Origin of the sequence: Gulosibacter sediminis (assembly GCF_014904065.1) — a bacterium.
Lineage (GTDB): Bacteria > Actinomycetota > Actinomycetes > Actinomycetales > Microbacteriaceae > Gulosibacter > Gulosibacter sediminis.
Map to the genome: position 1 here is coordinate 25633 of NZ_JACXJG010000009.1, position 12462 is coordinate 38094.

Below are 12462 nucleotides of genomic sequence, written 5' to 3' on the forward strand. Positions count from 1 at the left end.
GACGCGTGACCGGGTTAGCTGGCGGAGGGGACCGAGTCGCCCGCGGGCTCGCTGTCGTCGGGCGGGAGGGCGCACCAGTTTTCGGCGACGAGTCCCGCGACGAGCAGCGCGACGGCGCACACGAGCGACACGATGGCCAACGGCATCCCGGCGCCGACGACGGTGCGCGAGGCGAGCCACAAGACCGTCGCCGTGCATCCGCCGGCGAAAATGCTGCCGCCGAGGCTCGACGCCTTCGCGAGCGCGAGCGCGAGCATCGCGCGCTGCGGATCCACCCGCTTGCTCGACACCTCGCGCCACTCAGGCCGGTCGTCGTCCGCGTCGTCGCGCCGGCGGTCGCTCACATCCTGCGCCTTGCGCAGCGCCTGCGTGTAACGGCGCACCGGCCACGCGAGCACGATCGTGACGATGCCGATGAGCAGCAACGTGATGCCGAACGGCAGCGACGGCACGATCGTCGCCGAGCCGCCCGACGTGAGCCACACCTGCAGGGCCCAGACGACGACGCCGGCCGCGACGAAGAGTAGGACGAGGTGCCAGGGGTTGGTGCGGGTCATCCGCGGTACCTCTCGACTCGGTCGGCGGCGTTCGCGAGCAGTTCGCGAATCGGGCCGCGGCCGGGCAGCGACGCCTCGGGCTCGATCTCGACCCAGGGCGCGAGCACGAAGGCCCGCTCAAACGCGCGCGGATGCGGCAGCTCAAGCGTCGCATCGTGCAGCTGCAGTCCGCCGTGCTCGATGATGTCGAGGTCGAGCGTGCGACTCCCCCACCGCTCGGCGCGCACGCGGCCGTGCCCGGTTTCGATCTGCTGCAGCCGGTCGAGCAGCTCGTGCGGCTCGAGGCTCGTGTGCACCGCGATCACCGCGTTGAGGTACGCCGGCGCCGACTCGTCGATGCCGTGCGTCGTGAGCGCCGGCGTCTCATAGAGGCTCGAGCGCAGGTGCGGCCAGACACCGTCGAGATCCTCGATCTCTTCGAACGCGTCGCGGATCATCGCCTCGCGGTCGCCCAGGTTCGAGCCGAGCGCGATGATCGCGCGGGCGCTCGGGCGTCGCGCCTCGACGGGCTGCGCGCCCTCGGGTCGGTACCGCAAAATTGAAATCATCACGTCGTCGAAGCGCAGCTTCACCGGCGCCTGCGGCTTGTGCACCGTGATGCGCACGGCCTGCGGGCCGGGGAACGCGAACGTCACCGCCGCGAGCCGCTCGGCGAGGGTCTCGAGCAGGTCGACCGGCTCCTGCATCGCGACCTCGTAGAGCGCGCGCATGAGGTGGCCGTAGTGCACCGTCTGCTCGATCTCGTCGGATGCGGCGGCCGCGCGCGTGTCGATCCAGACCTCGGCGTCGATGTAGAAGTCCTGGCCGTTCGCGCGCTCGTGCGCGAAGACGCCGTGACGGCCATGCACGTGCAGCCGGTCGATGACGATGCGGTCGAGCTCGGGGGCGGGCAGCGCCGGATGCGCGGCCGGGCCCGGCCGGTTCGGCGTGAGCTGGATCGCGGCCTCCGCCGGGTGGATGTGCGGAGTCGCGAATGCGGTGGGCTCATTCGCGGCCGGGGTGCTGGGAGTAGCTCCCCCGGTCGCCGCGTTCGCGGCCGACTCCTCGCGCGCATCCGGCGCAGCGGCCGAGGCCCGCGTCATGTCCGCGGCCGGCTGTTGCTGCGCATCCCGGCCGAGGCCAGCATCCCGCTCAGTCACTGCTCGGCTCCTTGCTCGCGCAGGTCGGCACCGTTCTGCCAGGCCGAGACCGTGTCGATGGCGACTCGGGTCGCGGCGACGTTGTGCACCCGCACGCCCCACACACCACGCTCGGCGCAGAGGGCCGACACGACCGCGGTCGGCAGGTCGCGGGCGGCGACGGGCGCCTCCGCCGGCAGCAGCTGTCCGATGAAGCGCTTGCGGCTAACCCCGACAAGCACCGGATGCCCGAGCCGCTGCAGTTCGTGCAGGTGGTTGAGCACGGCCCAGTTGTCGTCGTGATCCTTCGCGAACCCGAGACCCGGGTCGAGGATGATGCGCTCAGGCGCGATGCCCGCCGCGACGGCGCGGTCGCGCATCTGCTGCAACTCAGCGAGCACCTCGGTGGCGGTGTCGTCGTAGTCGGCGAGGTCGTTCATGACGACGCTGTGCCCGCGCCAGTGGCTCAACACGAACCGCGCGCCGCGCTCGGCGACGACCTCNGAGCATCCGCTCGTCGGCGCGTCCACCCGAGACGTCGTTGATGATGACGTCGCCCGCGTCGAGGCAGGCCGCGGCGGTGTCGGCGTACATCGTGTCGACCGAAACCGGGATGCCGTCGGCGACGAGCTGCTGCACCACCGGCAGCACACGCGCGAGCTCTTCGTCCTGCGGCACGCGCTCGGCGCCGGGTCGGGTCGATTCGCCGCCGACATCGATGATCGTCGCGCCCTGCGCCACGAGCCGATAGGCGCGTTCGAGCGCGGATGCGGTGCGCGCGTCGGCGCTCTCGAAGTCGAGGGTGCCGCCGTCGCTGAACGAGTCGGGCGTGACGTTGAGCACGCCCATGATCTCGGTCGTGCTCGGGTCGATGGTGACTTCCGCGGACAGACGCAATTCGCTCATGTCGATATTGTCCCGCACTCTCTCGTGCGCCGCTTGGGTCAGTTTGGGCGTGTGGCGCGGCGTCCGCTGCCGACGGCCAGAGAAAATCGGGCGACATCGGCGCACCGGCGGGCCCGAGGCCACATAGGATGCCGAAAAGACTCCCCAACGAAAGGCCGCCATGTCGACGCAGACATCTCCCGAGTCGTCGGGCCACTCCCCCAGCCGCGGCGCTGACGCCGGCGCGAGCACCGCATCCGCGGGACTCATCGAGCGGCAGGGCATCGACGTCGTCGACCCGTCGCAGCGCACCGCGAAGCCGTCTGATCTGTTCTGGCCGTGGTTTGCCGCGAACGTGTCGGTGTTTGGCATGTCGTACGGCTCGTTCATTCTCGGCTTCGGCATCTCGTTCTGGCAGGCAACGGCGGTTGCGATCATCGGTATCGTCGTGTCGTTCTTCCTCTGCGGCCTCATCGCGATCGCGGGCAAGCGCGGCTCGGCGCCGACCATGGTGCTCAGCCGCGCCGCGTTCGGCGTGCATGGACAGAAGGTGCCCGGCATCATCTCGTGGCTGACGTCGATCGGTTGGGAGACGTTCCTCGCGATCATGGCCGTGCTCGCGACGTCGACCGTGATCACGCAGCTCGGCGGCGACGGCGGCGTGGTCGTGCAGATCATCGCCACCGTCGTGGTCGCGGCGCTGATCGTCGCCGCGTCGGTGCTCGGCTACCACGTGATCATGCGGCTGCAGTCGATCCTCACCTGGATCACCGGCGCCGTCACGATGCTCTACGCAATCCTCGCGTTCTCGCACATCGACTTTGCGGCCGTCTCAGCGCTCGAGGGCGGCAGCCTCGGCCAGGTCATCGGCGCACTCGTCATGGTGATGACCGGCTTCGGCCTCGGCTGGATCAACATCGCCGCCGACTGGTCGCGCTACCAGCGACGCGATACCCCCGACAGCAAGATCGTGTTCTGGAACACCTTCGGCGGCTCGGTCGCGCCCGTCGTGCTCGTCGTCTTCGGCGTGCTGCTCGCCGGCTCCGACCCCGCGCTCAACGAGGCGATCGCGGGCGACCCGATCGGCGCACTCGCGGCCATCCTGCCGACCTGGGTGCTCATCCCGTTCTTGCTCACCGCCGTGCTCGCGCTCGTGTCGGGGGCCGTGCTCGGCATCTACTCGTCGGGGCTGACGCTGCTCAGCCTGGGCATCCGCATCCCCCGCCCCTCGGCCGCCGCGATCGACGGCGTGATTCTGACCGCCGGCACGATCTACGTCGTGTTCTTCGCGACCGACTTCCTCGGGCCGTTCCAGAGCTTCTTGATCACGCTCGGCGTGCCGCTGGCGTCGTGGGCGGGCATCCTCATCGCCGACATTCTGACGCGGCGCCGCGACTACGACGACGCCGCGCTGTTTGACGCGCGCGGCCGGTACGGTTCGTGGGACTGGCTGTCGATCGGCACGATGGTCGTCGCCTCGGTGATCGGCTGGGGCTTCGTCGTGAACTCGTTCGCCGAGGACGCCGCATGGAACAACTGGCAGGGTTACCTGCTCTGGATGGTCGGCGGTCGCGATGGCGACTGGGCCTACGCCAACCTCGGGGTGTTTTTCGCGCTCGTGCTGTCGTTCGTGGTCGCGTGGGTTGGCCGTCGCGGCAAGATCCGCCGGCAGGAAGCGGATGCTGGCTGAGGCTTCGCGGGTGGGGCGCGTTGCTGCGCCCGCCTCGCAGGGTGTCCCCAACATCCCACTTTNCCCGCGAAAAGTGGAATCTCGGGGACACTCGGCAGTGGTCGTTCGAAGCGCGACCGTGAGCAACGGCGCAAGGTGTCCCCAACATCCCACTTCTGACGCGAAAAGTGGGACGTTGAGGACACTAGGCAGCGGCCGCCCTCGGCGTAATCGCGACCCACGAAGCAAAGTGTCCTCTGAATCCCACTTTCAACGCGAAAAGTGGGATTCCGGGGANAGGCGCCGCGAGGGAAGCAGGAGCGGCGCCAAGCGCCGCGGCTCCCTCGGCGCCGCGAGCGGCGCGCTCCCCTAGTCGTCGCGGTCGGAGGCACCCAGGGCGATGAGCCGCAGCACTTCGGCCCGCGCATCCGGGTTGTTGAACGCGCCGCGCGTCGCGAGCGTGACCGTCTCGGAGTCGCTCTGACGCGGCCCGCGGTCGGCGACGCATCCCTGCCGCGCCTCGAGCACGGCGATGGCGCCGCGGGCATCAAGGCCAGTCATGATCGCATCGACGAGCTCGTCGCCGAGCCGCTCCTGCAGCGTCGGCGCGCTCGACAGCGTCTCGACGAGGTCGTACAGCCGGCCGAACCCGATGATCGAGTCGCCGGGCAGGTACGCGAGTTGCACCCAGCCGTCGAACGGCAGCAGGTGGTGCTCACACACCGAGCGAAAACGGATGTTCCGCAGCAGCACCGGCTGCCCCGACTCGACCGCCTCAAGGCGCTCAACCGACGGCGCCGCGTCGGGCTCGTCGAGCGAGATGCGGCCCTCAATTAGCGGCGCGACCGCGTCAACGTTAACTCCCGCAAACAGTTCGGCTGCCGCGGCGGCGACCCGCGCAGGCGTCCGCGCGAACTGCGCCGAATCGGGGTCAAGGCCGCATGCGGCGAGGAAGTCTCGCACGGCCGCCTGCGCGCGCTGCGCATCCACCGCCATCGTTACGACCATGCGCCGGGGCGCGTCGGGCCCTCGGGGTTGTCAAGACCCGAGCCAGGTTCGGGCCGGTCGAGGCCAGGATGCACGTCGGTCACGCCGGGCTTGTCGCCCCCGAATCCGGGCTGCGGCACACCACCGGGATGCGCGCCACCATCGGGCTCGCCAGCACCGCCGGGCGTGTGGTCGCCACCGGGCTGACCAGCGCCAGCCCCATCTTCACCAGACCCCGACGCGTGACTCGAAGGCTCCTCTTCACCACTCGCAGGAAGGTGCGGCTTGAGCTGCACTGGCGGGCGCGAGCTCACGGGGCGCTCTGGGCTCGAGAGCCACTGCGCGCGTTCGGGCAGCTTGACGATGCCCGCGAAGATCTCGGCGAGGCGCTCGTGGCCGATCGTCTCGACGTCAAGCAGTTCGGCGGCGAGGCGGTCGAGCACGTCACGGTTGTTCGTGAGCACCCACCAGGCCTCCTGCTGCGCCTGCTCGAGGAGCCCCTGCACCTCGCGGTCGACGACGAGGGCGGTCGTGTCGGAGTAGGGCGCGCCCTGCGAGCGCGAGTACGGCGACTCGCCCTCGTTGTCGCCGAGCTTGATCGCACCGACGGTGTTCGACATGCCGTATTCGGTGACCATCTTGCGGGCCGTCTTCGTGGCCTTCTCGATGTCGTTGGATGCGCCGGTCGTCGGGTCGTGGAACACGAGTTCTTCGGCGATGCGGCCACCCATGGCGTAGGTGAGCTGGTCGAGCAGCTCGTTGCGGGTCACCGAGTATTTGTCTTCAAGCGGCACGACCATGGTGTAGCCGAGGGCGCGGCCGCGCGGCAAGATCGTGATCTTCGTTACCGGGTCGGTGTGGCGCAGGGCCGCCGCCGCAATGGCGTGGCCGCCCTCGTGGTACGCCGTAATGAGCTTTTCCTGGTCGTTCATGACGCGGCTGCGGCGCTGCGGGCCCGCGATGACGCGGTCGATCGCCTCGTCGATCGCGCGCGCGTCGACGATCTGCGCGCCGAGGCGGGCCGTGAGCAGCGCGGCCTCGTTGAGCACGTTCGCGAGGTCGGCACCCGTGAAGCCGGGGGTCTTGCGGGCGACGACCGAGAGGTCGACGTCCTTCGCGATCGGCTTGCCCTTCGAGTGCACCTCGAGGATCTTGCGGCGGCCCTCGAGGTCGGGCGCGTCGACGCCGATCTGGCGGTCGAAGCGGCCGGGGCGCAGCAGCGCCGGGTCGAGCACATCCGGGCGGTTCGTCGCCGCGATGAGAATGACGTTCGTCGTCGCGTCGAAGCCGTCCATCTCGACAAGCAGCTGGTTCAGCGTCTGCTCGCGCTCGTCGTTGCCGCCGCCCATGCCGACGCCGCGCTGGCGGCCGACCGCGTCGATCTCGTCGATGAAGATGATCGCGGGGGCGTTCTGCTTCGCCTGCTCGAACAGGTCGCGCACCCGCGATGCGCCGACGCCGACGAACATCTCGACGAAGTCGGAACCCGAGATCGAGTAGAACGGCGTGCCCGCCTCACCCGCCACGGCCTTCGCGAGCAGCGTCTTACCCGTGCCGGGAGGGCCGTAGAGCAGCACGCCCTTCGGAATCTTCGCGCCGACAGCGAGGAACTTGTCGGGCTCCTTCAGGAAGTCCTTGATCTCGGCGAGCTCCTCGAGCGCCTCGTTCGCGCCGGCAACGTCGGCAAAGGTGACCTGCGGGTCTTCCTTACTGACGAGCTTCGCCTTCGATTTGCCGAACTTCATCATGCCGCCAGCGCCGCCGCCCTGCATGCTCGACAGCATCAGCCAAACGAAGAAACCGATGAGCACGAGCGGCAGCAGCAGCGAGAGTGCGGTGCTGAACCAGTTCGGCCCGGGCACTTCGTCGTTGTAGTTCTCGGCGATGTTCGCGTCGTCGACCGCGCCGACAACCGCCTCGGCCCGCGCATCCACGAAGTAGAAGTGCGCCTGCTGGCCGTACTCCTCGTCGGCCTCGGCGAACTCGATGTTGACGCGGTTGTCACCCTGAACGATGGTGACGGTCTTGAGTTTGTCCTTCTTCAGGATCTCGAGACCCTGTTGCGTCGTGACCTCAGTGTTGCCCTGCTGGTTGATCAGGCTGAAGCCGATTCCGATCACGATCACCGCGAGCAGCACAATCGTGATCGGGCTCTTCAGGAGTTTCTTCAAGGTGTTCATGCGGGCGAGCGACCTCGCTGCCTTTCGTGTGGCGATGCCGAAAGTCGGCAAACGGATGCCCGGGGCGGCAATGTCGCCCGCGGTGCGCAGTTGCGCAAAGTTTACTCGGGGCTGGTTTGGCGGCTCCTGCTCGTTCGCGGTGCGCGGACGACCCCCGCAGCTTGCTGAACACCCACGGAGCTACCGTGCGTATGTTGGGCGCATGAACCCGGAAATCGAATCCCAACTGCAACTCGCGTTGCCCGACGGTGCCGGCCGACGTGTGCTGCTCACCGGCGCTACCGGCTACATCGGCGGTCGGCTCGTGCCCGAGTTGCTCGCCGCCGGGTTCTCCGTACGGGTCACGGCGAGGAACATCGAACGGCTCCACGATCGGCCCTGGGTCGACCACGTCGAATGCGTCGAGGCCGACCTGCTCGTCGCTGACGACGTCGCGAGCGCGCTCGACGGTGTGCACACGATGCTCTATCTTGTCCACTCGATGGGCTCGGGCTCGGACTTCGTCGACCGGGAGGCGCGCATGGCACACGTCGTCGCCGACGCTGCCGAGGCCGCGGGCATCTCGCAGATCGTCTTCCTTGGCGGGCTGCACCCGAATCTCCCGCTCGACGCACTCTCACCGCACATGCGCTCACGCGAGCAGGTCGGGCGGATTCTGCTGGCGTCTTCGACGCCCACCCTCGTGTTCCAGGCGGGCATCGTGATCGGCTCGGGATCGGTGTCGTTCGAGATGATCCGACACCTCGCCGAGCGGCTGCCGTTCATGGTGGGCCCGAGCTGGCTCGGGAACCGAATCGAGCCGATCGCCATTCGCGATGTGCTCTACTACCTCGCCCACGCTGCGGCACTGCCTTCACCGGTCAATCGGCCATTCGACATCGGATGCGGACACCCCCAACGCTTCGCAAGCACACTCGTCGAGTATGCCGAGGTCGCAGGTCTTTCCCGGCGCACGGTGGTGACGATCCCGATTCCCGCGCAGCGCCTGTCCGGATTCTGGATCGGCCTCGTCACACCGATTCCGCGCGGAATCGCACTTCCGATCGCAGCCTCGATGGCCGAGGACGCGGTGGCCGAGGAGCACGACATCGATGCCCTCATTCCCCGCCCGCCCGGAGGCCTCACCGGCTTCCGCGACGCGTGCCGTCTCGCGCTCGCGCGTCAGCTCTCCGGAGAAATGTCGGCGACCTGGGACGACGACGTGCTCGAGGCCGCGAGCGCCTCACCTGCCGCACCGCTGCCCTCCGACCCCGAGTGGTCTGGCCATACGGTGTTCACCGACACGCGCGAACGTCGCAGCTCCGCGGCCCCCGACGCGGTGTGGCACGTTATCGAGGGCATCGGCGGGCGTAACGGCTGGTACTCGGCACCGTCGCTCTGGCGACTACGGGGGCTGATCGACCAGGCGTTCGGCGGCTACGGGCTCGCGCGAGGCCGTACGCGCCCGGACCAGCTCCGGGTCGACGACCACGTCGACTGGTGGCGTGTCGAATCCGTTGAACCCGGCCACTCAGTGACCCTGCGAGGCGAACTGCGCGCCGGAGGCCGTTCATGGCTGCAGTTCACAGTTGAACCGTTCGGACCGAGCGGCAGTCTGCTGCGTCAGAGGGCGGTGTTCATTCCGTCGGGCCTGCTCGGCCGCCTCTACTGGCGGCTGGTCCAGCCGTTCCACGCGCTCATCTTCCCGACGATGTCACGGCGCATCCTCGAAGCGGCGCGAGGCCGCAGCTAAGGCCGCTCCCACGGCGCGACGGGGCCCGGCACGACGCGGAAGAGCGGATGCACGCGCGGCGTCGCGAGCTCGGCCTCCAGGGCCGCGCCGTGGACAGGGCTACGAGCGGCGAGCTTCGCGCGCAGGTGCGCTGCTTCGAACTCGACCTGGCCGCGCGTGACCTCGAGCGCCAGGACTTCTCCGGGCGCCTCATCGATGCGGGTGCGATCGAACCGATACCCGCGCACATCGGCCTCGTCGGCGAGACCGCGGAGGAACTCGCCGATCGCGTTGAGTGGCGCGGCCTGCGCTCGAAACCGCTCGAGCTGTGGGTGCGCGCGATAGCCTCGCGTGCGACCCGCGAGCACNGCCTGGGCGAGCAGTGCCTCACGCCACGCGCCCGTGAGCCCCTGTCGATCAAGGTACGAGGGGTGCAGGCTCCACAGGCGCATATTCTGAATTCTCGCCTATCCCTCGCGGGCACCGCACATCCGCTTGCCAGCCACGGCGGTCCTGCGCGGTTCCGGCCCGTAGAGTTGCTGCGAGGAGCATGGATTCGGCGACCAGGCCAAGCCGCGACGCTCCCCGACGCGGAGGCACACCATGTCCAGCACGGCACCCACCCGTACAACCTCGAAAACCCTGATCATCACTGCGATCGCCGTCGCGATCGGCGCGCTCGTCGCGTGGGCCGCCGGCGCGAACGGCTACTCGATCGGCGCTGTTCCTGCTGTCCTCATCGCGGCCGGCGCCGCGTTCGCGGTGCAGTGGGTGGCGTTCATCCCCTCGTGGCTTCTGCGCTCCGAACGCTTCTACGACCTCGTCGGCGGCTCCACCTACCTCGTCATTAGCCTCGCCCTCCTGTTCGGCAACGCTGACCGGGGCCCGGCCGCGATCGTGGTGGCCGCCCTCGTTGCCGTCTGGTCGGTTCGGCTCGCCTTATTTCTCTTCGCGCGCGTGCGCGCAACCGGCGGCGACGGCCGCTTCGACGAAATCACGACGCGGCCGCTGCGGCTGCTGCAAACCTGGACGATGCAGGGGCTCTGGGTGAGCGTCACCGCGTCGGCCGCCTGGGTCGTCATCGCCGATCCGTCGGGCCGCGGCGTCGACGCGTGGCTGATCGCGGGTGCGGCGATCTGGCTCCTTGGGTTCGGCATCGAAACCACCGCCGACGAGCAGAAGCGCGCGTTCCGGCGCCGGGGCGGCGACGGCTTCATCACCAGCGGTGTGTGGGCCGCGTCGCGGCACCCAAACTACTTCGGCGAGATTCTCGTCTGGATCGGCGTCGGGGTCGCCGCGGTGCCGAGCCTCCACGGCTGGGCCTGGGTCGCCCTCGTCTCCCCGCTCTTCGTCGCGCTACTCCTCACGCGGGTGAGCGGCGTGCCCCTGCTCGAGCGGCGGGCCGAGCAGCGTTGGGGCGAACGCGCCGACTACCGCGGCTACGTCGACCGAACGCCGATCCTTGTACCCTTCATCGGCCGTCGCGGCCGCTGGGCCCGGGGCGGGGCGGCGTCGTGAGCGCGCGCGAGATCTCGTCGCCGCTCCTTGCTGACGACCCCGGTCTCGCGACCGCGGTGCACCTGCTCGAGGCACGGCGGCGGGATGCGCCCGAGCACGTCGCGTTCCGGGTTCTTCCGGGCGAGGGCGAGCCAGGCGCCGAGCTGCGGCCGGTCACGACCGCGGAGTTCGCCGAGGCGGTCGAGCGTGCGGCCGGCGCCCTGCTCCGCGCCGGCGTCGCGCCCGGCGAACGCGTGCTGATCATCGGCGAGACGAGCTTCGAATGGGCCGTCGCCGACTTCGCGTGCTGGTACGCCGGCGCAATAAGCGTGCCCGTTTATCCCACGGCCTCGCCAGAGCAGGTCGCCGAGACGGCTGACCTCGTCACCGCCCGCATCGCGCTCGTCGACACGACGCGGCTCGACGCAGAGGCGCTCCTCGCGGGCTGTGCCGGCACGAGTGCGCTGCCGTTCGCCGAACTCATCGCCGCGCCCGCCCTCAGCACCGACGAAGCGACAGCGGTTGGTGAACGCTGGTCTGCGAGGACGCCCGCGGACATCGCCACAATCGTTTTCACCTCGGGCACGACCGGCGCACCGACGCCGGTGCAGATCTCCCACGCGAACCTCTCGGTGCTCGTGCAGAACGTGCAGCGGGGCTATTCGGGGCTGCTCCGCGAGGACGCGACGACACTCATCCTGCTCCCTCTCGCGCACGTGCTCGCGCGCGGGCTACAGCTTGTGTGCATCCATGCGGGTATGACCATCACCCACCTCGGCGACCCGGCTCGCGTCGTCGACGTGCTCGGTCGAGTGCGCCCGACGTTCCTCGTCGTCGTGCCGCGGGTGCTCGAGAAGGTACTCGATCGGCTGCGAGGCCTCGCGGGCCGGGCGAAGCTTGGATGGGCGATCCGGCGGGCCGAGCGGGTGGCGATCGCATCGGCGCGGCGACGCCAGGCGGGCGAGCGCGATTCCCTTCGGCAGCGCGCAGAATTCGCGGTTTGGAACCGCTTGCTTTTCGCGAGGGTTCGGCGGCTGTTCGGCGGCCGTGTCGAGCACCTGCTCTCTGGCGCGGCCGCGCTGCGTCCCGAGACGAGCCTATTCTTCGACGGCGCCGGCCTGCCGGTGATCGAGGGCTACGGACTCACCGAAACCACGGCACCGGCCACGGGGCAGCGGCCAGGCGATCTTCGCGCCGGCACCGTCGGGCCACCACAGCCGGGCACGACGATCCGCCTCGCCGTTGACGGCGAGATCCTCGTGGCGGGGCCGGGAGTGTGCGCGGCCTTCGGCCCCGACCCGGCGACGGCGCGGCCGTCGACCGACGCCGACGGATTCTTCCACACGGGCGATATCGGCCGTTTCGATCGCGGCCACCTCATCGTCACGGGACGCAAGAAGGAGCTCATCGTAACGTCGTACGGCAAGACCGTCGCGCCGCAGCGCTGGGAGCTTGCCGTCGAGACAGACGCCGATGTGAGCCACACGCTGCTCGTCGGCGAGGGACGGCCTTTCCTACTTGGCCTGATTATCACGCCGGGGGATGCTGTCGGTCTCGACCATGCCGCAGACCGCCGCGCTTCGGTCTGGGAGGGTGATCGCCTCGCGGGCGCCACCGGTCTCGTGCGGGTAACGTCGGGCGCGGCTCTTGAGCGGTTCACGGCGCGGGTCGACGCCGAGAACCGCAGCTTCGCGCGCCCGGAACAGGCCCGGTCGATCATCGTGCTCGCGGGCCACCTCGACGCCGACCCGCGATTCGTCACTCCCACCGGGAAGGTGCGACGCGGCGCCCTACTCGCGGAGCTCGATGGGCTCATCGACGCGGAATACGCCGCGCTCGGACGCAAGGGATGAATCGC

11 protein-coding genes are annotated in these 12462 nt (G+C 69.4%); 4 read left to right on the forward strand and 7 right to left on the reverse strand.

Annotated elements, in window-relative coordinates:
• Positions 1–14: 14 nt before the first annotated feature.
• Genes ID132_RS04780 through ID132_RS14680 form a run of 4 tightly spaced genes read right to left on the reverse strand, consistent with a single transcriptional unit; the run spans position 15 to position 2845 of the window.
• On the reverse strand, positions 15–557 hold the full coding sequence (locus ID132_RS04780; protein ID WP_193127992.1) for a DUF3180 domain-containing protein: 543 nt from the start codon (positions 555–557) through the stop codon (positions 15–17).
• Entirely contained in the window at positions 554–1696 is a 1143-nt protein-coding gene (gene folK / locus ID132_RS04785; RefSeq protein ID WP_328743681.1) for a 2-amino-4-hydroxy-6-hydroxymethyldihydropteridine diphosphokinase, read from the reverse strand. The genes ID132_RS04780 and folK overlap by 4 nt, the downstream gene beginning before the upstream one ends.
• The gene (locus tag ID132_RS14675; RefSeq protein ID WP_413229348.1) at positions 1693–2115 is read right to left on the reverse strand and encodes a dihydropteroate synthase; all 423 of its coding nucleotides are present in this window, start codon (positions 2113–2115) and stop codon (positions 1693–1695) included. The genes folK and ID132_RS14675 overlap by 4 nt, the downstream gene beginning before the upstream one ends.
• Positions 2066–2845: a dihydropteroate synthase gene (locus ID132_RS14680; RefSeq protein WP_459562436.1), complete on the reverse strand. Its 780-nt coding sequence runs from the start codon at positions 2843–2845 to the stop codon at positions 2066–2068. The genes ID132_RS14675 and ID132_RS14680 overlap by 50 nt, the downstream gene beginning before the upstream one ends.
• Here ID132_RS14680 and ID132_RS04795 point away from each other — a divergent pair.
• The gene (locus tag ID132_RS04795; RefSeq protein ID WP_125107631.1) at positions 2742–4250 is read left to right on the forward strand and encodes a purine-cytosine permease family protein; all 1509 of its coding nucleotides are present in this window, start codon (positions 2742–2744) and stop codon (positions 4248–4250) included. The two genes, ID132_RS14680 and ID132_RS04795, sit on opposite strands and share 104 nt — an antisense overlap.
• A 348-nt stretch (positions 4251–4598) precedes the next feature.
• Here ID132_RS04795 and folE read toward each other — a convergent pair whose 3' ends face one another.
• A complete protein-coding gene (gene folE, locus ID132_RS04800; RefSeq protein WP_235988308.1) occupies positions 4599–5237 on the reverse strand; it encodes a GTP cyclohydrolase I in 639 nt (212 codons plus the stop codon).
• Positions 5228–7396 carry an ATP-dependent zinc metalloprotease FtsH gene (gene ftsH, locus ID132_RS04805; protein WP_193127993.1) on the reverse strand — a complete coding sequence of 723 codons (2169 nt, stop codon included), beginning with the start codon at positions 7394–7396 and terminating at the stop codon, positions 5228–5230. Before ftsH ends, folE begins: the two co-directional genes overlap by 10 nt.
• Before the next feature lie 202 nt (positions 7397–7598).
• On the opposite strand from ftsH, the gene ID132_RS04810 reads away from it, so the two are divergent.
• Positions 7599–9128 (forward strand): SDR family oxidoreductase, encoded by a 1530-nt coding sequence (locus ID132_RS04810; protein WP_193127994.1) that lies wholly within the window; start codon positions 7599–7601, stop codon positions 9126–9128.
• Here ID132_RS04810 and ID132_RS04815 read toward each other — a convergent pair.
• On the reverse strand, positions 9125–9559 hold the full coding sequence (locus ID132_RS04815) for a pyrimidine dimer DNA glycosylase/endonuclease V (RefSeq protein ID WP_193127995.1): 435 nt from the start codon (positions 9557–9559) through the stop codon (positions 9125–9127). The two genes, ID132_RS04810 and ID132_RS04815, sit on opposite strands and share 4 nt — an antisense overlap.
• A 151-nt stretch (positions 9560–9710) precedes the next feature.
• Here ID132_RS04815 and ID132_RS04820 point away from each other — a divergent pair, with 151 nt between their 5' ends.
• Together ID132_RS04820 and ID132_RS04825 are read left to right on the forward strand one after the other, a co-directional pair.
• A complete protein-coding gene (locus ID132_RS04820) occupies positions 9711–10625 on the forward strand; it encodes a DUF1295 domain-containing protein (protein ID WP_193127996.1) in 915 nt (304 codons plus the stop codon).
• Complete coding sequence (locus ID132_RS04825) at positions 10622–12457, forward strand: AMP-dependent synthetase/ligase (protein ID WP_193127997.1); 1836 nt, start codon at positions 10622–10624, stop codon at positions 12455–12457. The genes ID132_RS04820 and ID132_RS04825 overlap by 4 nt, the downstream gene beginning before the upstream one ends.
• The last annotated feature ends 5 nt before the right edge of the window (positions 12458–12462 follow it).

Coding starts and splice junctions, on each gene's coding strand:
- ID132_RS04780 (WP_193127992.1), bottom strand. CDS start 557: ATGACCCGCACCAACCCCTGGCACCTCGTCCTACTCTTCGTCGCGGCC.
- ID132_RS14675 (WP_413229348.1), bottom strand. CDS start 2,115: ATGAACGACCTCGCCGACTACGACGACACCGCCACCGAGGTGCTCGCT.
- ID132_RS04810 (WP_193127994.1), top strand. CDS start 7,599: ATGAACCCGGAAATCGAATCCCAACTGCAACTCGCGTTGCCCGACGGT.
- ID132_RS04820 (WP_193127996.1), top strand. CDS start 9,711: ATGTCCAGCACGGCACCCACCCGTACAACCTCGAAAACCCTGATCATC.
- folE (WP_235988308.1), bottom strand. CDS start 5,237: ATGGTCGTAACGATGGCGGTGGATGCGCAGCGCGCGCAGGCGGCCGTG.
- ftsH (WP_193127993.1), bottom strand. CDS start 7,396: ATGAACACCTTGAAGAAACTCCTGAAGAGCCCGATCACGATTGTGCTG.
- ID132_RS04795 (WP_125107631.1), top strand. CDS start 2,742: ATGTCGACGCAGACATCTCCCGAGTCGTCGGGCCACTCCCCCAGCCGC.